Source organism: Burkholderia sp. BCC1996, assembly GCF_905339955.1.
In the GTDB taxonomy this organism is placed as follows: domain Bacteria; phylum Pseudomonadota; class Gammaproteobacteria; order Burkholderiales; family Burkholderiaceae; genus Burkholderia.
On the sequence record NZ_CAJPHM010000002.1, the window covers coordinates 258,711 to 279,855 of the forward strand.

Here is a 21,145-nt window from a genome sequence, read left to right on the forward strand (position 1 = left end):
GTCGGACCTCGTGACCAATGATTCGAAATTCGTGAAACCGGGGTGTCCGCGCGCGTTGCGCGTCAGTAAGCGTTGCTGCCGGTGAAGCCTTTCCAGAGCGTCAGCACGACGATCTTGATGTCGAGCCAGAACGACCAGTTCTGCATGTAGTACAGATCGAGCTTCACGCGTCCCATCATCTTCTCGATCTGGTCGGTCTCGCCGCGAAAGCCGTTGATCTGCGCCCAGCCGGTGATGCCCGGCTTGATCCGGTAGCGGAACATGTAGCCCTTCACCAGATCCTTGTAGATGTCGTCGTGCGCGAGCGCATGGGGCCGCGGGCCGACGACCGACATCTCGCCCTTCAGCACGTTGATGAACTGCGGCAGTTCGTCGAGGCTCGTGCGGCGCAGGAACCGCCCGACCGGCGTCACGCGCGTGTCGTTCTTGGTCGCCTGCGTGACCTGTCCCGCGACTTCGTGATGCACTTTCATCGAGCGGAACTTGTAGATCTCGAACTCGTGCCCGTCGATGCCCTTGCGCTTCTGGCGGAAGAACACCGGCCCGCGCGACGTGAGCTTGATCAGGCACGCGATCAGCACCATCACCGGCGCGAGTGCCGTGAGCGCCGCCAGTGCGAACAGCCGGTCGAACACGAACTTCGGCAGGATCCGCACATCGGTGATCGGCGACGCCGCGAGGTTGATCGCCGGCACGCCGAGCACCTCGACCACCTCCTGGTTGAAGAACGACAGCGTGCGCACGTCCGGGATGAAACGGATATTCACGAAGTCGTGGCGGAACACCGTCACGATCTGGTGAATCCGGCGCTCCTCCGTGATCGGCAGCGTGAGCCACAGCTCGCTGATCGCGCGGCTGCGCACCAGCCACACCAGCGATTCGAACTGCCGCTCGATGCGCACGTCGTCGAGCGCGACTTCGCCCGGCGCTTCGCTTTCGTCGTATACGCACACCGGGTTGAAGCCCGCTTCCGGACGCGCCCGCATCTGCGCGATCAGCCGCCGCGCCGCCGGCGTGCCGCCGACGATCGCGACCGCCTTCAGGTTGTAGCCGCCGCGGCGCAGTTGTCGCAGCACGACGTGCACGCAGGTCTTCGAGCCGGCGAGCAGCGCCATCGTCACGACCGCCCAGTAACCCAGCCACAGCCGCGACAGGTCGCCCGACTGGTGAAAGCTGAAGCTCATCAGGATGCCCGCGAGCTCGACCACCAGCCACGCGAACGCCACGCGCCCCACCAGCCCGACGAGACGCTTGCCGCGCCACGACTGGTAGATGCCGATGGCCGGAAAGAACACGACCACCAGCAGGCAGTCGAACAGCACCGTCGTGCGCTGCAGGTCGTTGAGCCAGATGCTGCCGCCGTGCAGCGCGGCGGCGATCAACGCCCCCAACACGACCATCGCGATATCGATGACTCTCGCCAGCACGCTCAACATGTCCGCTTCCTCTTTGAACAGGCGTTTGCCGAACAGCTCCTCGTGCAGCCCGTGCCGCACCTTCGATTCAAACGTTGCATGACGCTATTGAAGCGGTAAGAAAATCCCTTCTCAAGAGCACAAGTATTTCGAAAAATAATCGGAAATTCTTGCCGCGACATTCTCGAATTAATTCGGCACGTTTTCCCGAATCGATCGTGAATCGGGATTTTTTCGGAAACTTTACGGTTCCCGGCATCCCTTGATGGGAAATGACTCCAGCGCGATCGCCCGAATTATTTTTTATTTTTTTATTTGCAGCGGATGCTATCGCGGAAAATTTTCCCGGATCCGTGCGCGACGAATATCTTGCAAAAGGTCCGGTTTTATTGTCGATTTACTTCATGCTACAAACAGGCACTGACTTCAATCGAGGAGAGTGTCATCATGAATGCTCCGGCCGTGGCAGCCGATACGCGCCCTTCTTCTTCCGCCGCCAGCGACGCCAGCATGCGCGTCGCGGTGCAGCCGGTGATCCTTGCCGGCGGTTCGGGCACGCGTCTGTGGCCGATGTCGCGCGAACACTATCCGAAGCAGCTGATCGGCCTGCTCGGCGATCATTCGCTGCTGCAATCCACCGCGCTGCGGCTCGACGGCCTCGCGACCGGTCATCCGCTGAACGACGAGGTGCTGATCGTGTGCGGCGAGGATCACCGCTTCACGACCGCCGAGCAACTGCGCCTGACCGGCAAGCGTGCGTCGATCATGCTCGAGCCGCTCGGCCGCGACACCGCGCCCGCGCTGACGCTCGCCGCGCTGCGGATCGTCGCCGGCGGCGGCGATGCCGTGATGACCGTGATGCCGGCCGACCACGCGGTGGCCGACCAGCCGCGCTTTCATGCGGCCGTCGCGGCCGGCGTGCACTGCGCGGCCCAGGGCAAGATCGCGACGATGGGCATCGTGCCGGGCCGCGCCGAAACGGGCTACGGCTACATCCGCGTCGGCGCGCCGCTCGGCGATGCCGGCACCGGCAACCTCGACGTGCGCCGTCTCGACCGCTTCGTCGAGAAGCCGCATCTCGAACTCGCGCAGCAGTACGTCGCCTCCGGCGAATACTGGTGGAACAGCGGGATCTTCATCGTGCGCGCATCGGTGTGGCTGAACGCGATCCGCCTGCTCGAACCCGAGATCCTCGCGGCCTGCGAGCAGGCCGTCGCACGCGGCAAGGACGACGGCGACTTCTTCCGCGTCGACCGCGACGCGTTCGCATCCTCGCCGTCGAACTCGATCGACTACGCGGTGATGGAGCGGCTCGTGAACCTGCCGCAGCTGTGCGAAAGCGTCGTCGTGCCGCTCGACGCAGGCTGGTCGGACGTCGGTTCGTGGGACGCGATCTGGCAGATCCTGCCGAAGGACGATGCCGAGAACGTCGGCCGCGGCCACGTGCTGTTCGAGAATGCCGAATCGACCTTCGCGCATTCGGAAAGCCGGCTCGTCGCATGTGTCGGCACGCAGAATCTCGTCGTCGTCGAAACGCCCGACGCCGTGCTCGTCGCCGACAAGTCCTGCGTGCAGGACGTGAAGAAAATCGTCGGGCGCATCAAGGCCGAACGCGGCGCGGAAGCGACCGATCACCGCAAGGTCCATCGCCCGTGGGGGCACTACGACTCGGTCGACACGGGCGAGCGCTTCCAGGTCAAACGCATCGTCGTGAAGCCGGGCGCGCGACTGTCGCTGCAGATGCACCACCATCGCGCCGAGCACTGGATCGTCGTGCGCGGCACCGCGCGCATCACGCGCGGCGACGAAACCTTCCTGCTGTCCGAGAACGAATCGACGTACATCCCGCTCGGCGTGTCGCACCGTCTCGAGAACCCGGGCAAGATGCCGCTCGAGCTGATCGAAGTGCAGTCGGGCGCGTATCTCGGCGAGGACGACATCGTCCGCTTCGACGATACCTACGGACGCCAGTGACGCAATGCCTGCCGGGCGCACCGTCGCAACGGTGCACCCGGCATCACGGGCAATGGAAGCGACAAAAAACAACGCGCGGGCGCCGTGACACACGACGGCCCGCGCGTTTCCTTTTCGTGCGGACGACGATCAACCTACACGGTACGCGTATTCGCGGCGGTCCGGCTGCACCGAGTCGTTGCGGCTCTCGGACAGCGCGCCCGCGCGACGCTCGGCGATGAAGCGCTTGATGTCCGACTCGGCCCGCGCCAGCGCGGACAGGCCGGCCAGCACCTCGCTTTGCGGCGCACGCACCGGTTCGTCGCTCGCACCGTGGCGATCGATCCACTGACGCGCCCAGTCGAGCGCGTACTGCTCGGCTTCCTCCGCATCGGTGAAGCGCGGGCCGATCAGGCCCGAGCGCTCGACGCGCCGATCGTCCTGCATGATCTCAGCCCACGCGCGATACATCAGGTTCTGCACCGGCTGCGCGCTGCCGCAGATCGTATAGCCGCGGTATTCATCGACTTGCGGCTCGGCCGCGGCAAAGCTCGCGGCGGACGGACGCCCGTGGCGCAGCCCCGCGGGCTGCGCGCCCGGGACCGCGAACGACGCTCCGGACGACGCGTGCGCTGCGTCGTTCGGCATCGCGGACAGCGTCGCGCCCTCGCCATCCCAAACGTTTGCGTGCGCGACCGGCAGTTGCCACGACTCGGGGTTCTGCCAGAACACGCCGCGCAGACGATCGTTGTCGGGCGCCGGCTCCGCACGGCATGCCGGCGCGACCGGCGCCGGCGGCGGCGGCACATACGCGAACGTGCGCCCGCTGAACTGGGTCAGCACGTCGATCATCTGCAGCAGCGTGCCGTTCGCGAGCCACTCCTCGTAGCGGCGGCGGCACGTCGGCCCGGACGGATAGCGCCCGGGCAGTTTGGACCACGCTTCACCGGTCGTCAGGATCCAGAGGACCGCGTTGGCGACGACGCGCGGTTCCGCGCGTGGACGGCCTCGACGGTTCAGCCGAATCGGCTCGTCGGCGATCAGGGTTGAAAGACGAAACCACTCTTCATCGTTAAGCTCATCGAAGAACATAGTTGTTTCTCCACACAGCCAGGCCGGGGCTGCGATTGTCGGCGCCGCCGTCACGCATCGCGTCACGGGGCGGCCCGGTTGCACATTATGGTTATCCGCTTGTTGTGCATGCCGGCGCGACACCGCACTTTCACGGTGCCGCCATTCCCGGCAATGGCGCACAAATCACGGTCTCACTCCAATGTGGGAATTTTTGTGCACGAAGCATACCATCCTCAGGGTTTATCTCAATATGACAATGACTTAATGTTACGCACTGAAACAACCTGCCATGGATGCGCAATCCATTTACCGTTGAATTTTTTTACGCGATCGTTATGCGCAACGCTGGGAAGCCCCGTCTGGCGGGGCTCTGCGGGGTGCGGCCGCACCCCGCCCGGCAAGCGATCCGCCATGTTCCGACCCTTGCCGGCAACCACCCCGCGAATGCCCGGCCAAAATCGGTAAATCAGGGAAAATTTCGTAACAAGATATTCACGGATCGGTAAATCATTCAAATTGCCTTGAACCGAAATTTCTCCGTGCACAATCTTTTTATTGTTTCTCGGCGAGTAATGAAAGCGGTCGGACAGGCGATGCACATTGTTTCCCGGCATGCAAGCGTGGACGGGCCTGTTACATCTTCGGCGGTAATGGGCACGCGACGGCGGCGGGCGCGACGGTCGGGCGCCGCGTTTCGCGGCCGGACGACGTGCGATCCGCGCGATATGGAGCGCGGCGCCCGGCCGCGCGTCAGCGCAGATCGCCGGCCAGCGACGCGGCCACGTCCGCCGCGATGCGCTGCGGCGGCACCGTATAGGCCGGGTGATCGCAGCCGATCGACAGCGTCGCGCCGTCCTTGAGCGCCGCGCGCATCGGCCCGCTCAGTTCGAAGCGCACGAAATGCACGGCCGAGGTCTTCTCCGCGTTGTCGCGGTCGAGATCCTCGTCGGCGATCGCATAGACGTCAGGGTGCCCGTCGACCCGCAGGTACACGCGATCCTCGACGCCGATCAGCCGCGCGAGCGCCGCGCGCCGCTCGGCTTCGTGCTCGTATTCGATCTGCAGCGTCGCCTTCAGGTTGGTGCCGTCGGGCACGAGCGGCAGATAGGCTTCCAGTTCGCCTTCGATGCCGGCCTCGTCGAAGATCTTCTCGATGTGCAGCATTTCCTGGATCTGGTAGCGGATCGTGGTCTCGTCCTCGAACAGGAGGCGCAGATGGTTGCCGAGCGCCACCGCGCGGCGGCGCTTGTGCGCGACGAGCCGCGCGTGTTCGGTCTTGCGGATCTTCGCGTACGCTTCGAGCGTCAGCAGCGAGTCGCGGGTCAGTGTCATGGGATGTCCTCGGATAGCGTCGATGTCGTCGTGAAGCGGCCGGTTCAGATGCCGTACGCGCGGCGCAGCAGCGTCAGCGGATGCGCGAGCGGCGCGGCCGGCAACCCTTTCTCGTCAATGCCCTGCACGATGTGATGGCCGGCGAGCGCGCAGTCCGACGACACGAAATCCGGCTTCGGCTCGGCCATCGCCTTGAACACCGGCGCGCCGATCCGCATCGCGTCCGCATGGAAGGCCTTCTTCACGCCGAACGTGCCCGCGTGCCCGGAACAGCGCTCGACGACGTTCACGCGCGTATCCGGCACGAGCGACAGCGTGTCGGCCGTCTTGCGGCCGATGTTCTGCACGCGCGCGTGGCACGGCACGTGATACGACACGGTGCCGAGGCCCTGCTTGAAATCGGTCTTCAGCAAACCGTCGCGATGCCGCGCGATCACGTACTCGAACGGATCCCAGAATGCATCGGCCACCGCGCGCACGGCTTCGTCGCCGGGGAACATCAGCGGCAGTTCGCTCTTGTACATCAGCACGCAGCTCGGGATCGCGCCGATCAGCGCATAGCCTTCGCGCGCATAGCGCTCCAGCACCGGCATGTTCACGGCCTTCTTCGCGGCGACGCCCGCGAGATTGCCCTGCTCGAGCAGCGGCATCCCGCAGCACGCTTCGCGCGTGACGAGCTCGTACGGGATCTCGTTGTGCGCGAGGATCGCGAGCAGGTCGTGGCCGATGCCCGGCTCGTTGAAGTTCACGTAGCACGTCGCGTAGATCGCGACCTTGCCGGGCGTGCGTTCGCCGTCGCGAACCGGCGGGCCGTCCGAGCGCTTCGCCGCGCGCCGGAACTTGCGCGGCGCGAACTCCGGCAGCCATGCGTTGCGATCGACGCCGAGCGCCGCTTCGAGCGCGTGGCGCGCGGGCGGCGTGCGATTGACCGCGTTCACCGTCTGCGTGACGATCGGAATGCCCGCGAAATGGCCGAGCGCGTCGGTGTTCGACAGCACCTTGTCGCGCAGCGGCGCCTCGCCGCGCTTGTAGCGCGCGGCCTTGCCGCGCAGCATCAGGTGCGGGAAGTCGACGTTCCATGCATGCGGCGGCACGTACGGGCATTTCGTCATGTAGCAGAGGTCGCACAGGTAGCACTGGTCGACGACCTTGCCGAACGCGTCCTTCGGCACTTCCTCGATGTCGCCCGTCGGCGTGTCGTCGACGAGATCGAACAGCGCGGGAAACGCGCCGCACAGCGACACGCAGCGCCGGCAACCGGCGCAGATGTCGAACACGCGCGTCATTTCCGCATCGATCGCGGCCTGGTCGTAGAACGCTTCGGACTGCCAGTCGAGCGGATGCCGGGTCGGGGCTTCGAGACTGCCTTCCTTGTGGGGCATGAGGCGCTCCAGCGTGGCGCGCATGCGCGCGAACGCGCCGCCCGCGCGGCGCGGGCGGCGATCAACGCACGGCCGGCCGCGGGACCTGCCCGGCCGGGCCGTGCGGCCTCGGGGCGACGCCCGCGTCAGTCGACGAGTGCGTCCAGCGCTTTCGTATAGCGGTTCGCGTGGCTGCGTTCGGCCTTCGCGAGCGTCTCGAACCAGTTCGCGATTTCGTCGAAGCCTTCTTCGCGCGCCGTCTTCGCCATGCCCGGATACATGTCGGTGTACTCGTGCGTCTCGCCGGCAATCGCCGATTCGAGGTTCAGCCGCGACGAGCCGAACGGCAGACCCGTCGCCGGATCGCCGACTGCTTCGAGGTATTCGAGGTGACCGTGCGCATGGCCCGTTTCGCCTTCGGCAGTCGAGCGGAACAGCGCGGCGACGTCGTTCTGGCCTTCGACGTCGGCCTTCGAAGCGAAATACAGATAACGCCGGTTCGCTTGCGATTCGCCCGCGAATGCGGCCTTCAGATTCTCTTCGGTCTTGCTGCCCTTGAGTTGAGCCATGTGCGCCTCCGTTCGAGTCGGCGCGGCCGCGTGCGAAGCCGGGCCGATGATGGATATGGGGAACGATGCGTACGCCGGACACGCACGCTTCGTGCCTTTTAATCTAGGCGCTGGCGTTCGCATCCCCCAATAGGCTTTTTCAATCCGTCCGATAGCGGGGAGCGGGAATGAGGGACGGGTGGAGGCGGGGCGCTGGCTGGGGGGCGTTTCCTTCGGCGTATGGCGTTTGGCGTTCGATGCGACGCGCGGTGTATGCACACCGGCGTCGCCCGTCTGCGTCACGCATCCGTCGCTCGCTTCAACAGCAATTCCCTTTCGCGCTCGTTGCGGGTCAATTCCGCCGCGCGGCGGAACTCGACCTTCGCCTCGTCGGCGCGGCCGAGCTTCGCGAGCAGGTCGCCGCGCACGCTCGGCAACCAGTGATAGCGCGCGAGCGCCGGATCGTCGCGCAGCACGTCGACGATTTCCAGCGCCGCGGCCGGCCCGAACGCCATCCCCACCGCCACCGCACGGTTCAGCTCGACGACCGGCGACGGCGCGACTTCGGCGAGCGCGTCGTACAGCGCGACGATCTGCGCCCAGTCCGTGTCCGACGCGTGCCGCGCGCGTGCATGGCACGCCGCCAGCGCGGCCTGCAGCGCATACGGGCCGCGCACGCCGCCGAGCTTCGTCGCCCGCTCGAGCGCCGCGAGGCCGCGCCGGATCAGCAGCGGATCCCAGCGGCTGCGGTCCTGGTCGAGCAGCAGCACGGGCCGCCCCTGCGCATCGGTCCGCGCATGCATGCGCGACGCCTGCAGTTCCATCAGCGCGACGAGCCCGAGCACTTCGCTTTCGTCCGGCACGAGCCCGGCGAGCACGCGGCCGAGACGCAGCGCCTCGTCGCACAGCGCCGGGCGCATCCAGTCGTCGCCCGCGGTCGCCGCATGGCCTTCGTTGAACACGAGATAGATCACTTCGAGCACCGACGCGAGCCGCGCGGGCCGCGCGTCGGCGGCCGGCACCTCGAACGGCACGCGCGCCGCCGCGAGCGTGCGCTTCGCGCGCACGATGCGCTGCGCGATTGTCGGCTCGGGCGACAGGAACGCACGCGCGATCTCGCTCGTGGTCAGCCCGCCGAGCAGCCGCAACGTCAGCGCGACGCGCGCATCGGTCGACAGCACCGGATGGCACGACGTGAAGATCAGCCGCAGCAGGTCGTCGCCGATATCGTCGTCGCGCGCGTCGGCGAGCGCCTCCGCGATGTCGGGGACGACGTGCGCCTCGAGCGCGTCCATTTCATGGCCGAGCTGGTCGCGCTTCGCCGCATGCAGCGACTCCTGCCGCACCCGGTCGAGCGCGCGCCGCTTCACGGCCGTCATCAGCCACGCGGCCGGATTGTCGGGCACGCCGTCGACGGGCCAGTGCTCGAGCGCCGCGACGAGCGTGTCCTGCGCCAGTTCCTCGGCCACGCCGACGTCGCGCACCACGCGCGCGGCGCGCGCGATGATCTTGGGCGCCTCGATCCGCCAGACCGCTTCGATCGCACGGTGAGTCGCCTCACGCGTCACGACGCTTGCCCCTGGGCGGACGCATCGAGCGGCATGGCCATCAGCTCCCATGCGTGGCCGTCCGGATCGTCGAACCCGTGGCCGTACATGTTCGGATACTCGCGCGGCGCTTGCGGCGCGGACCCGCCGGCCGCGAGCGCCTTCGCGACGATCGCGTCGACCTCGGCGCGGCTGTCGCACGACAGGCACGACAGCGCCTGCACCTGCGTCGCCGGATCGACGATGGTCTTGCCGGTGAAGGTCTGGAAAAACGGCCGCACGAGCAGCATCGCGAAAATCGTGTCGCTGATCTTGATGCAGGCAGCCTGATCGTTGGTATAGGCCGGTACGACTTCGAAACCGAGTGCCTGGTAGAACGTCTTCGAGCGCGGCAGGTCGGCCACGGGCAGGTTGATGAAAACCATCTTGTGCATGACGGGTGCTCCGGTAGGATTGGCTTCGGGTGAAGTCAGGCGTGGCCGTGCCCGACATTGAGTTCGCGGAACCGCTCGACCGCCTCGCTGGGCGTCAGGTCGTCGAGTTCGAACAGCGGCCGCACCTCGATCTCGCAGTCCATCTCCGCACCGAACGGCGCGGGAAACCGGCGCGTCCATTCGAGCGCCTCGTCGCGCGAGCGCACCTGGATCAGCGTATAGCCGGCAATCAGTTCCTTCGTCTCCGCGAACGGGCCGTCGACCACCGTGCCCTTGCCGCCTGAGTAGCGCACGCGCCAGCCGCGCGCGCTCGGCCGCAGGCCGTTTGCATCAAGCAGCACGCCGGCCTTGGCCAGCTCCTCGTGATAGACCGTCATCGCCTCGACCAGCCGGTTGTCCGGCAATGCGTCGGATTCGCTGACGGCGTTCGCCCGGATCATGATCATGAATCGCATCGTTCACTCCTTGTCATCGGTGGAAAGGGGCGTCCGTTCATCGGCGCCTTATCCCTACGACGGGCGGCAGACTGCCGGATCGACGTACGGCGCGACGAATCCGGGTTAACACCGAGCCGTGGCCGTCACAGGAAGCACGGGCCGACCGCGCGCACTTCGACCGTGCACCATTGTGCGGCCGGGCACTGGCGCGCGATCGCGATCGCTTCGTCGCGCGTGTCGACGTCGACGATGAAGAACCCGCCGACCATTTCCTTCGCCTCGGCGAACGGGCCGTCGACGAGGCGCGTCTCGCCGTCGCGCACCTGCACACGCGTCGCGCGCTCCGAGCGCTCGAGCGACTCGACGCCGCGCAGCACGCCGCGCGCCTTCAGCGTCTGCGCGAAATCGACCATCCGCGCGTACAGCGCCTGCCCCTCCTCGAGCGTGCGTTCGGCGCGCTGGCCGGTCGGTTCGACAATCAACAGCATGTAGGACATGGAACTCTCCAGTGGGGGCCGTGCGCAAGAGGCGTTCGGATCGCAGGCCGGAATGACACGTCAGATGCGAAGCGTAACAGCCGCGGGCGGGCCGGCCGTCATCGTTGGCCGTTCGACACTGGCCTGATGGCCAATTCGAACGCAGCACGCGATTTTGCCGTCAAGACGCTTGCCCGAACCTTCGAATTTTCTTCCTGTGGAGCACTCCATGTCACGCCTGCCGCCGCCGCTCGCGCTCGCCGCGTCGCTCGCCCCGCTCGCCCCGCTTGCCTCGTTTGCCTCGTTTGCCTCGTTTGCCGCATTTGCCGCATTTGCCCTTTCAGCGCCGGCCGCCACCGCCGCCGCCACCGCGCCTCCGGTCAGCGCGGGCTGCGGCGGCCCCACGACGGCGATCGCCGACCTCCGGCATTCCGGCGGCCGGTCGCCGCTGGCCGGGCGCACCGCGTCGATCGAAGCGATCGTCACCGCGGCATTCGGCGGCGCCGACGGCTTCGGCGGATTCTTCGTCCAGCAGGCGGATGCGCAGCGGCGCCACCGGCCGGGCGTCCCGGAAGGCCTGTTCGTCTACGCGCCGCACGCGCGTGTCCGCCCGGGCGAACGCGTGCACGTCACCGGCAGGATCGAGCAGAAGTACGGCCGCACGCAACTGGCTCTGTCGGGCCGCGTGGCCGTCTGCGCGCGCGGGCAGGCCGTCACGCCGGCCGCGCTCGTGCTGCCGGTCGACAGCGAGTCCGTATTCGCCGCGCATGAAGGCATGCGCGTGCGCTTTCCGCAAACGCTGACCGTCAGCGATACCTACGACCTCGGCCGCTACGGCAGCATCGTGCTCAGCCACGGTCGCCTCTACATGCCGACGCACGTGGTGCCGCCGGCCGACGCCGCCGCGCAGGCGGCGGCCAATGCCCGCAACCGCATCGTGCTCGACGACGGTTCGAGCCGCGTGAACCCCGCGACCGCCCGCTATCCGCCGCCTGCGCTGGGCGCCGCCAACACGCTGCGCGCGGGCTACACGGTGCGCGGCGTCGAAGGTGTGCTCGAGCAGCGCTACGGCACGTGGCGAGTGCAGCCCGTGCCGGCGTCGGCGCCGGTCTTCGACGCCGCATCGAATCCGCGGACCGATGCCCCGCCGCGGCATCCGCAGGCCGACGTGCGGGTCGCGTCGTTCAACGTCTTCAACTATTTCAACGGCGACGGAAGCGGCGGCGGCTTCGACGATCCGGCGAATCGCGGCGCGAAGACGCCCGCCGTCTTCGCCCGCCAGGAAGCGAAGATCGTCGCCGCACTGCGCGCACTGCGCGCCGACGTGATCGGCCTGATGGAAATCGCGAACAACGGCCACGGCCCCGCGAGCGCCGTGCAGCGTCTCGCGGCGCGGCTCGGCGACGGCTGGCGCGCGGTCGACCCCGGCACGGCGCGACTCGGCCGCGATGCGATCGCGGTCGCGCTGCTGTACGACAGCCGGACGATCGAACCCGTCGGGCGCACCGCGACCGTCGCGCTCGACGGCGGCAATCGCCCGCCGCTCGCGCAGACGTTCCGGCGCATCGGCGGCACCCGCGCATTCACGGTCGCGGTCAATCACCTGAAATCGAAGAACTGCCCACGGGCGAGCGGCCCGGATCTCGACCAGTCGGACGGTCAGGGCTGCTGGAACGCGACGCGCACGCGTGCGGCCGAACGCATCGCCGCGTGGCTCGCCACGTCGCCGACCGGCGCCCCGGCCGACGGCGTGCTGCTGATCGGCGACCTGAACAGCTACGCGAAGGAAGACCCGCTGCGCGCGCTCGAATCGCGCGGCTACACGAACCTCGTCGCCCGCTTCGCCGGCAACGCCGGCTACAGCTACGTATTCCGCGGCGAAGCGGGCAACCTCGACCACGCAGTCGCCACGTCGCCGCTCGCCGCGCGCGTGAAGGCCGTGCACGCGTGGCACATCAATGCCGACGAACCGGTCGCGCTGCAATCCGTGCCCGATTACAAAACCACGGCACAACGGGCGGCCTATTACGCACCCGATGCCTATCGCTCGTCGGATCACGACCCCGTCGTCATCGACCTCGCGCCGGACGAAGGCGCCACCTGAGCCACCGCGGGCACAAACCCTGCTCCACCGAGAGACGGGCGAATAGTGCAATTGCATCAGCATGATGCGTGCAACGGCACTATTTACCTGGCGCATCGGGCGACGCCATATTTACCGGACTTTCACGTCGCGCCAACGGCTTGCTGGTCGCTTCGCCCCGAAGCGCGAAATTTTTTCAACCGCCGCTCCGTCCCATTGCGCGGGGCTTTCCGGGAAATTTGCCGGCGAATTGAAAATTTGTCTCGAAACTCAATTGGCTGATGTGAATCACATTGGTTGCTGGGATTCGTCTTATCTTCAAATTAGCCTGCAAATCAAATCGAAGGAGGATAAACACCATGGCGCTCACCGACTCGATCGAACACAAGCTGGACCGCGGCCTGTCCGACATCCGTCGCACCGGCCGGCGCGTGGGACGCACGACGCGCTCGGCGGCTCGCGACCTGCATGCGGACGTGTCCGACGATCTGCGCGGGCTGGTCGATGAACTGGAAGACCTGCTGAAGAACGACGGCGACGGCGATATCGCCGCGCTGCGCAAGCGCGTGCAGGCACGGCTCGACGAAGCGCGCAGCACGCTCGACTACGCGTCGGGCACCGCGGTCGCGCGGCTGCGCGATTCGGCCGAACGCGTATCGCAAGCCGTGCACGACAATCCATGGCAGACCGCAGGTGTCGTCGCGGGCCTCGCGTTCGTCGCCGGCCTGCTCCTTTCCCGCCGTTGAACGGGGCGACCACCCCGTCCTTCCTCACCCCGACAACGAAGGAGAAACGCCATGCAGAAGTCCCTCGTCCTGAAAGCCGCCGCCGCCGTCATGCTCGGCAGTCTCGCACTTGCCGGCTGCACCACCACCCCCAACAAACCCGACAACGCATCGGCCAGCGCGTCGAAACGCGAGTCGATCGACGCGAGCGTGAACGCGACGATCTCGCGCCTCTATTCGACGGTGCCGGGCTCGCGTGAACTCGTCGCGAAATCGCGCGGCGTGCTCGTGTTCCCGAACGTGCTGCAGGCCGGCCTCATCGTCGGCGGCCAGTCCGGCAACGGCGCGCTGCGCGTCGGCGGCAGCACCGTCGGCTACTACAACACGTCGTCGCTGTCGGTCGGCCTGCAGGCCGGTGCGCAATCGAAGGCGATCGTGTTCCTGTTCATGACGCAGGATGCGCTCGACTCGTTCCGCAAGTCCGAAGGCTGGTCGGCCGGCGCCGACGCCTCCGTCGCGGTCGTGAAGATGGGCGCGAACGGCGCGATCGACTCCAACACGGCCACCGCACCGGTCGAGGTGCTGGTGCTGACCAACGCGGGCCTGATGGGCGATCTGTCGGTCAGCGGCACCAAGGTCACCCGGCTCCACATCTGACGATGCGGCACGGCCCCCGGGCCGGTTCGCTTCCCGGCAACGCCGCGGCCCCGGCCGCGGCGTTTTCTCGTGCGCCGCGCGCGGCGGGTATGATGGCGGCACCTTTGCGGGCATACTGCCGATCAGGCCGCCCTGCCGCGCTGCGCCGCGACATCCGTGACGTTCGCGAGCCGATCGCGCCCGAGGCAACGAAATTCAATCAAACCAGGCATCAATCTGCGCGAACCATCCATGGATAGCGGACACGATCACCAAAAATTCTTCTATTTCCTGCTGTTCGCGGTCACCGTCGGACTGTGCTGGATACTCGCGCCGTTCTCCGGCGCCGTCTTCTGGGGCACCATTCTCGCGATCCTGTTCCAGCCGGTGCAGCGCTGGCTCGCCGCGCGCTTCGGCAAGCGGCGCAACCTGGCCGCGCTCGTGACGATGTCGCTGATCATCCTGATCGTGATCCTGCCGCTCGTGTTCGTCATGGCGACGCTCGTGCAGGAAATCGCGTACGTGTACCAGGAACTGAAGAGCGCGCAGCCGAATTATTCGCAGTACTTCCATGACATCATTCACGCGCTGCCGACGTCGATCCAGAACCTGCTGCAGAAATACGGGCTGACCAACATCCCCGGCATCCAGAAGAAGCTGACCGACGGCGCCGCGCAGATCAGCCAGTTCGCGGCGACCCAGGCGCTCAGCATCGGCCAGAACACGTTCCAGTTCGTCGTCAGCTTCGGCGTGATGCTGTACATGGTGTTCTTCCTGCTGCGCGACGGCGGCGAGATCGGCCGCCGCGTGCGCCGCGCGATGCCGCTCGACGAAGAGCACAAGAACCTGCTGCTCGCGAAGTTCACGACGGTTGTGCGCGCAACCGTGAAGGGCAACATCGCGGTCGCGCTCGTGCAGGGCGCGCTCGGCGGCCTGATCTTCTGGATCCTCGGGATCGAGGGTGTCGTGCTGTGGGGCGCGCTGATGGCGTTCCTGTCGCTCCTGCCGGCGATCGGCGCGAGCCTCGTGTGGGTGCCCGCCGCGCTCTACTTCCTCGCGATCGGCGCGATCTGGAAATGCGTGATCCTCGTCGCGTTCTGCGTCGGCGTGATCGGCCTCGTCGACAACCTGCTGCGCCCGATCCTCGTCGGCAAGGACACGAAGATGCCCGACTGGGTCGTGCTGATCTCGACGCTCGGCGGGATGGCGCTGTTCGGCATCAACGGCTTCGTGATCGGGCCGCTCGTCGCTGCGCTGTTCATGGCGAGCTGGGACATCTACGCGCGCGCCGAACAGGGGGAATGACGCCGTGCGTCACGGATGACGAAGATGCGCCGCTTGGTTCGATCGCGCGCCGCCGTCGGTGCCGCCCGCCTCGTCTTCATCTGCATGTTCCGCCTCCCTTCCCGCTTCTCGCAGCGCAAATGAAAACGGCGGCGTGACGCGCAGGTCACGCCGCCGCTTGCCGGCAATTACTTTAGGGAGAGCGACCGGAACAATATATGAGACAAGTCCTAAACTGATACCTGAATATTCGGACTCAATGCGCGCGAGCGCGACGGCTCATGCGTCCGGATCGACGCGCAGCACGAGCTTGCCGCGATGATCGCCGTCGAACAGGCGATTCAGCACGTCGGGGGCGTTTTCGAGCCCGTCGGCGACGGTTTCCTCGGCCTTGAGCCGGCCGTCGCGCAGCCATCCCGCGAGCGTCTGCACCGCTTCGCGGCTCTTGCGGTAGTCGAGGATCAGGAAGCCGCGCATCATGATCCGCTTCGAGATCAGCACGCCGACGTCGTCCGCCGCGCGGCCGCTGTTGTAGTTCGAGATCACGCCGCACAGCGCGACGCGCCCGCCGATCACCATCCGCGACAGCACCGCGCGCATCACCTCGCCGCCGACGTTCTCGAAGTTCACGTGCACGCCGTCCGGCGTCGCCGCCTTCAGCTGCTCACGGAAATCGTCGGCCTTGTAGTCGACGGCCGCGTCGAAGCCGAGCGTCTCGGTCAGGTAGCGGCACTTGTCCGCGCCACCCGCGATGCCCACCACGCGCGCACCGTGGATCTTGCCGATCTGGCCGGCGATCGAGCCGACCGACCCGGCCGCCGCTGACACGACGAGCGTCTCGCCAGGCTGCACCGGCGCGATGTCGGTCAGCCCGTAGTACGCGGTCAGGCCGCTCATCCCGCACGCGCCGAGCAGCGTCGGCAGCGGCAGGCCCGACTGCGCGGGCAGCTTCACGAGTTGCGCGGCCTGGTCGGCCGGCACCCGCGCATAGTCCTGCCAGCCGAGCAGCCCCTGCACGAGATCGCCTTGCGCGAACCCCGCGTGGCGCGACGCGACCACGCGCCCGATGCCGAGCGCACGCATCACTTCGCCGATCGCGACGGGCGGCAGGTATTGCGGCACGTCGCTCATCCACACGCGGTTGGTCGGATCCATCGACAGATACAGCACGCGCACGAGCACTTCGCCGTCGGCGAGCGCCGGCACCGGCGTTTCGACGAACGAAAAGTGTTCGCGGCCGACCCGGCCTTCCGGGCGTGTCTTCAGCAGCAATTGGCGGTTCACGGGTGTCGACACGATGTTCTCCTCCGGTTGTGTTTATCGATGCGCGTCAGACCGCGCACATGCCGCCGTCGATCACGAGTTCGGCGGCCGTCACGAAGCGGCTTTCGTCGGATGCCAGATAGACGGCCGCATGCGCGACGTCGTCCGGTTCGCCGAGCCGGCGCAGCGGAATGCCGCGTGCGAGCTTGCGCGTCGCATCGCGTTCGCCGAGCGACTGGAACAGCGGCTCGACGATCCCCGTGCGAATGAACGCCGGGTGAATCGAGTTGCAGCGCACGTCGAGCTCGCGGCGCGCGCAGTCGATCGCGACCGACTTCGTCAGCGACGCGACCGCGGCCTTCGACGCGTTGTACGCGGTGAAATCCGGCTCGACCTTGAACGCGGCCACCGACGAGATGTTGATGATCGATGCGGGATGGCTCTCGGCCAGATACGACAGCGCATGCTTGCAGCCGAGCACGATGCTCTCGACGTTGACCGCCATCACGCGCCGCCATTCGTCCAGTTCGATCTGCGCGGGCGAGCCGATCGAGCCGACACCCGCGTTGTTGACGAGCACCGACAGCCCGCCCATCGCATCGACCGCCTGCGCGAGCAGCGCTTGCCAGCGCGCTTCGTCGCGGACGTCCTGCGTCGCGGCAAACGCGACCGGCGTCGCGTGGCCCGCGTTGAGTTCGTCGGCGAATGCATCGAGCACCGCCGCGTCGGCAACGTCGGTCAGGAACACGCGCGCGCCCTGCTCGACCATCCGGCGCGCGATCGCGCGGCCGAGGCCGCCGGCGGCGCCTGTGATGTACGCGCACTTGCCTGCGAGGCGCGTGGAAACGATTGTCATGGGACCTGCTCCTGTCGTGAGTCGTCGCGGCGGACCGGTGCCGCGACGGCGGTTGCCGTGCGCCGGCCGACGGCCGCGCGGTATGCGCGAGTATAGCGAGCCGGCCGCACCGCGCCGGACGAATCCGGCGGCCGGCCGCTGCCGGCCCCGCTCGAACGAACGCCAGCGTACGCGATTGCCGCCAATCGATGAAATGAATCTTCGTAATGCCCGGTCATAGACATGACTCATGACCTTCGGATCCGCGGGCGGCGGGACGGGCGGGACGGACGGGCGGGCGGGCGGGCGGACGGGCACGGCACGGCACGGCACGGCACGGCCGATCATCGCCGATGTCGGCTCGATAACGACCGGGAAACGGGTTTTGACAATAACCAAGAAGGAATGGGACGGGACTCGGGGGGCCACCGCCGCGGCGACGACCGCATCCGGCACCGGCGCACCGATGCGCGGCAACGAACAGCCGTCAGAACCCGTCGCCGGACGTGCGCATGAACGCGCAGAACTGCGGGGAATGCGTGTCGATCATCTGCTGGAACGGTGCGCGATGCCCGTACGCGATGCCGGACACGAGGAGCAGGCAGACGGCCGCGATGCGCGGCGAGAACGCGCGCTTGTGCGCCCGCCGGTAGGCGCGCAGGAACACCAGCGCGACCAGCGCGCCGAGCAGCCAGCCGACGACGACTTCCGGGACCGTGTGCGAATGGTCGAACACGCGCGCGACGCCCGTCAGCGCGCCGACGACGAGACCGGCCGCCACGCCCGGCTCCTTGCCCGGACGGAATGCCTGCCACAGCATCGACAGCGCGACGGTCCACACGGACGTCGACAGCATCGTATGGCCGCTGATCACGCGGAAATCGAACTGCGGGATCTCGACACCGCAGCCCGCATAGAGAATCTTGGTCGCCCCGACCAGGCTCATGCCGGCCGCGAGCAGCGCGATCCAGCGCACCGCGAGCCGCCAGTTGGACAGCGCGAGCCAGACGGCGCAGGTCAGCGCGACCGGCAAGGTCAGCGCGGCATCGCCGATGTTGCTGATTTCACTCCACATGACGGACGTCGAACGGCTGGCAAAAGGCGCAGTTTAACGCAGGCGTGCCACGCGCCTGTTTCAGCCTGTGACAAGCTGTATCAGCCCGCGACACCCGTGATCAGCAGCAGGTTCGTGCCGGTGATGACGGCGAACAGTACCCAGGCGGCGGCCTGCATCCTGCGGCCGATCGCATGCTCGCCCATCGTGTTGCGATCGCTGACCGACCGGATCAGCGGCCACATCGCGAACGGCAGCTGCAGGCTCAGCAGCACCTGGCTCCAGACGAGCAATTGCCCGACCGAGTTTTCGCCGAGCCACAGCACGCCGATCAGCGCGGGCACCAGTGCGAGCCCGCGCGTGATCAGCCGGCGCTGGTAGCACGGGATTTTCGTATGCAGGAAGCCGTCCATGATCACCTGGCCGGCGATCGTGCCGGTCAGCGTCGAGCTTTGCCCCGACGCGAGCAGCGCGATGCCGAACAGCAGCGCGGCCGCGCCGCCCGCGATCGGCGTGATCAGCCGGTACGCCTGTTCGATGTCGGTCACGTCGTGCTGGCCGGTCGCATGGAACGCCGCGCCCGCGACGACCAGGATCGCCGCATTGACGAGCATCGCGACGAACAGCGACACGCAGGTGTCGATGCGCACCAGCGCGAGCGTGTCGCGGATCAGGCCGCGCGCGCCGCCGACGACATGGCGCGTCTGCACGACCGACGAATGCAGATACAGGTTGTGCGGCATGATCGTCGCGCCGACGATGCCGAGCGCGAGCACGATCGCGTCCTTGCGGTCATGGCCCGGATTGCCCGGCACGAGCCCCTTCGCGACCGCATGCCAGTCGGGCGGCGTGATCGCGACCTGCGCGACGAAGCAGAACGCCATCGTCGCGATCAATCCGAGCACGATCGCCTCGATCTGCCGGACGCCCTTGCCTTGCAACCCGAGCACGATCACCGTATCGAGCGCGGTCAGCACGATCCCCCACGCGAGCGGCACGCCGAGCAGCAGCTTGAACGCGAGCGCGCAGCCGAGCACTTCGGCGATGTCGCACGCGATGATCGACACCTCGGCGGTCACCCACTGCACGATGCGGCCGAAGGTGCCGTAGCGGTCGTAGCTGGCCTGCGCGAGATCCTTGCCCGCGACGAGGCCGAGCCGCGCGGCGAGCATCTGCAGGAAGATCGCGGCGAGGCTCGAGAACGCGACGACCCACAGCAGCGAATAGCCGAATTGCGAGCCGGCCTGGATGTCGGTGGCCCAGTTGCCGGGATCCATATAGCCGATCGCGACCAGCAGGCCCGGGCCGAAGAAGCGCTTGAGCTTCATCCAGCGCGACGCGCCGGCGTCGATCGTGATGCTGCCCTTTACTTCCGACGGGCAGAAGGGGGCTGTGGCGGTAGTGGGAAGCAGGGGCATGGAAACCGGGGATCGTGATCGCGACACGGTGATTTTACGTTCATCCGCCCCGCTTTCTCCCGCGCATCGCCGCGCACACCCCGGCTCGCCCGCTCGCCGTCGGCAGTCGCGAGCCGCGGCGCGGGCTGCCGATCGGCCTGCGGGTGCGGCGTCGCGGCACCGTTCGTCAGGATCCGCTCGCGCTCGGCGACGCGAAATTCGGTCGGCGACACCAGCAGGCGCTGGCGAAACAGCTTGGCCAGACGCTCGCCGCTGCCGAAGCCCGTGCGCCGCGCGACCTTGTCGGCCGGTAGCGTCGTGTGGACCAGCATGTGGCAGGCGCGCTCGAGCCGCACGTGCTGCACGAACTCGGTCGGCGTCACGCCGATTTCCTTCTTGAAGCGCCGCAGGAAATTGCGCTCGCTCATCGCGACCGTCTGCGCGACTTCCGCAACCGAAATGCGGTTCGCGCTCTGCGCGCGCAGCCGCTGCACCGACATCCGGATCGACGGGCTCGCGCTCAGTTCGCGAAACGCCCACATCGACTGCGCATAGCGCTGCTCGACCGGCTGCATCAGGTTGCTGGCGATCTCCTGTGCGGCGCTGTCGCCGAGATCGGCGCGGAACATGTCGAGCACGGTCGCGAACACGTCGGCCTCGCCGGCCTGCAGTTCGATCGTGGCCGCCGCACCGCGGGTGCGATCGGTTCGCGCGCGATCGACTTCCGTCTGCCGCTGCGACGCGGCGAGCGTCGACAGGCCCATCGCATCGACGATCCAGCGCGCATGGCGGCGGATGTCGCTCAGGCGGCGCCGCAACGCATCGTTCCAGTTGATCGACGCGCGCTCACCATGAAGATGAAAGAACGCGTGTGCACGATGGCCATGCTCGTCACCGAGCGAGTCGGCGGCGATCTGCACACCGGACGACGACTGCAGCAATCCCCCGTTTTCGGATACGTACTTCAGCTGGTAATCCGCATTGAACGCGTTCAGGCGATTCGCCAGGTTGAAGGCCTCGCTCAGACGCGCGGCCTCGGCCAAGGAAAACCCCGTACTCAAATAGATTACGACCCACCTCTGATCTGCTGCTTCCACTGGCCAAGCCCCCGGACTGTTTCGACTTCTTTTAATTGCCGTCGAACTGTCAGGCTTATATTTGGTTTGAACACGTGCGACAGGGACGGCTATCTCGAAATATGAAGCGACGGCATCTTAGCCGAACTAGCCGAACGGGTCGTCTCTTTGTCACGAAATGGCCGACCGGGACAGCATGATGGCGGATTTTTACA

General features: G+C 67.1%; 20 protein-coding genes. 5 read left to right on the top strand and 15 right to left on the bottom strand.

The genetic code is table 11. The features are described 5' to 3' along the window. Positions 1-62: 62 nt before the first annotated feature. A complete protein-coding gene (locus U4Z64_RS03240; protein WP_321819228.1) occupies positions 63-1,436 on the bottom strand; it encodes an undecaprenyl-phosphate glucose phosphotransferase in 1,374 nt (457 codons plus the stop codon). 426 nt (positions 1,437-1,862) lie between these two features. On the opposite strand from U4Z64_RS03240, the gene U4Z64_RS03245 reads away from it, so the two are divergent. Further along, positions 1,863-3,389 carry a mannose-1-phosphate guanylyltransferase/mannose-6-phosphate isomerase gene (locus U4Z64_RS03245; protein WP_321819229.1) on the top strand — a complete coding sequence of 509 codons (1,527 nt, stop codon included), beginning with the start codon at positions 1,863-1,865 and terminating at the stop codon, positions 3,387-3,389. 129 nt (positions 3,390-3,518) lie between these two features. On the opposite strand, the gene U4Z64_RS03250 is transcribed toward U4Z64_RS03245, so the two are convergent. The 9 genes from U4Z64_RS03250 to U4Z64_RS03290 form a co-directional block, all read right to left on the bottom strand. Continuing rightward, positions 3,519-4,460, bottom strand: a complete 942-nt coding sequence (locus U4Z64_RS03250; RefSeq protein ID WP_044846605.1) for a transposase — start codon at positions 4,458-4,460, stop codon at positions 3,519-3,521. Positions 4,461-4,687: 227 nt separating this feature from the next. Further along, complete coding sequence (locus tag U4Z64_RS03255) at positions 4,688-5,041, bottom strand: hypothetical protein (RefSeq protein WP_185640889.1); 354 nt, start codon at positions 5,039-5,041, stop codon at positions 4,688-4,690. 151 nt (positions 5,042-5,192) lie between these two features. Continuing rightward, positions 5,193-5,774 carry a DUF3501 family protein gene (locus U4Z64_RS03260; protein WP_044846606.1) on the bottom strand — a complete coding sequence of 194 codons (582 nt, stop codon included), beginning with the start codon at positions 5,772-5,774 and terminating at the stop codon, positions 5,193-5,195. Positions 5,775-5,818: 44 nt separating this feature from the next. Then, positions 5,819-7,156 (bottom strand): heterodisulfide reductase-related iron-sulfur binding cluster, encoded by a 1,338-nt coding sequence (locus U4Z64_RS03265; protein ID WP_124486467.1) that lies wholly within the window; start codon positions 7,154-7,156, stop codon positions 5,819-5,821. Positions 7,157-7,281: 125 nt separating this feature from the next. Further along, positions 7,282-7,704, bottom strand: a complete 423-nt coding sequence (locus U4Z64_RS03270; protein WP_040140994.1) for a rubrerythrin family protein — start codon at positions 7,702-7,704, stop codon at positions 7,282-7,284. Positions 7,705-7,982: 278 nt separating this feature from the next. After that, entirely contained in the window at positions 7,983-9,251 is a 1,269-nt protein-coding gene (locus U4Z64_RS03275; protein WP_321819230.1) for an RNA polymerase sigma factor, read from the bottom strand. Then, complete coding sequence (locus U4Z64_RS03280; RefSeq protein WP_044846608.1) at positions 9,248-9,664, bottom strand: VOC family protein; 417 nt, start codon at positions 9,662-9,664, stop codon at positions 9,248-9,250. Before U4Z64_RS03280 ends, U4Z64_RS03275 begins: the two co-directional genes overlap by 4 nt. Positions 9,665-9,699: 35 nt before the next feature. Beyond that, the gene (locus tag U4Z64_RS03285) at positions 9,700-10,119 is read right to left on the bottom strand and encodes a YciI family protein (protein ID WP_044846609.1); all 420 of its coding nucleotides are present in this window, start codon (positions 10,117-10,119) and stop codon (positions 9,700-9,702) included. Between the two features lie 125 nt (positions 10,120-10,244). Then, positions 10,245-10,598, bottom strand: coding sequence for a YciI family protein (locus tag U4Z64_RS03290; RefSeq protein WP_257770625.1), 354 nt, complete (start codon positions 10,596-10,598; stop codon positions 10,245-10,247). A gap of 208 nt (positions 10,599-10,806) precedes the next feature. Between U4Z64_RS03290 and U4Z64_RS03295 the strand changes: the two genes are divergently transcribed. The 4 genes from U4Z64_RS03295 to U4Z64_RS03310 all read left to right on the top strand — a co-directional run bounded on the left by U4Z64_RS03295 (position 10,807) and on the right by U4Z64_RS03310 (position 15,326). Continuing rightward, entirely contained in the window at positions 10,807-12,681 is a 1,875-nt protein-coding gene (locus tag U4Z64_RS03295) for an ExeM/NucH family extracellular endonuclease (RefSeq protein ID WP_321819231.1), read from the top strand. A 338-nt stretch (positions 12,682-13,019) separates the two neighbouring features. Beyond that, complete coding sequence (locus U4Z64_RS03300) at positions 13,020-13,406, top strand: DUF883 family protein (RefSeq protein WP_044846611.1); 387 nt, start codon at positions 13,020-13,022, stop codon at positions 13,404-13,406. A 51-nt stretch (positions 13,407-13,457) separates the two neighbouring features. Then, positions 13,458-14,042, top strand: a complete 585-nt coding sequence (locus U4Z64_RS03305; RefSeq protein ID WP_044846612.1) for a YSC84-related protein — start codon at positions 13,458-13,460, stop codon at positions 14,040-14,042. Between the two features lie 231 nt (positions 14,043-14,273). Further along, a complete protein-coding gene (locus tag U4Z64_RS03310; RefSeq protein ID WP_044846613.1) occupies positions 14,274-15,326 on the top strand; it encodes an AI-2E family transporter in 1,053 nt (350 codons plus the stop codon). A 258-nt stretch (positions 15,327-15,584) separates the two neighbouring features. Here the strand turns inward: U4Z64_RS03310 and U4Z64_RS03315 are convergent, their stop codons facing one another. From U4Z64_RS03315 to U4Z64_RS03335, 5 genes are all read right to left on the bottom strand, one after another. Continuing rightward, positions 15,585-16,601 (bottom strand): NADP-dependent oxidoreductase, encoded by a 1,017-nt coding sequence (locus U4Z64_RS03315; RefSeq protein WP_321819232.1) that lies wholly within the window; start codon positions 16,599-16,601, stop codon positions 15,585-15,587. A 34-nt stretch (positions 16,602-16,635) separates the two neighbouring features. Further along, positions 16,636-17,424, bottom strand: a complete 789-nt coding sequence (locus U4Z64_RS03320; protein WP_124486474.1) for an SDR family oxidoreductase — start codon at positions 17,422-17,424, stop codon at positions 16,636-16,638. Between the two features lie 466 nt (positions 17,425-17,890). After that, positions 17,891-18,478 (bottom strand): phosphatase PAP2 family protein, encoded by a 588-nt coding sequence (locus tag U4Z64_RS03325; RefSeq protein WP_044846616.1) that lies wholly within the window; start codon positions 18,476-18,478, stop codon positions 17,891-17,893. An 80-nt stretch (positions 18,479-18,558) separates the two neighbouring features. Beyond that, positions 18,559-19,875, bottom strand: a complete 1,317-nt coding sequence (locus U4Z64_RS03330) for an Nramp family divalent metal transporter (protein ID WP_044846617.1) — start codon at positions 19,873-19,875, stop codon at positions 18,559-18,561. Next, positions 19,824-20,897: a helix-turn-helix domain-containing protein gene (locus U4Z64_RS03335; RefSeq protein ID WP_321819233.1), complete on the bottom strand. Its 1,074-nt coding sequence runs from the start codon at positions 20,895-20,897 to the stop codon at positions 19,824-19,826. The genes U4Z64_RS03330 and U4Z64_RS03335 overlap by 52 nt, the downstream gene beginning before the upstream one ends. Positions 20,898-21,145 lie beyond the last annotated feature (248 nt).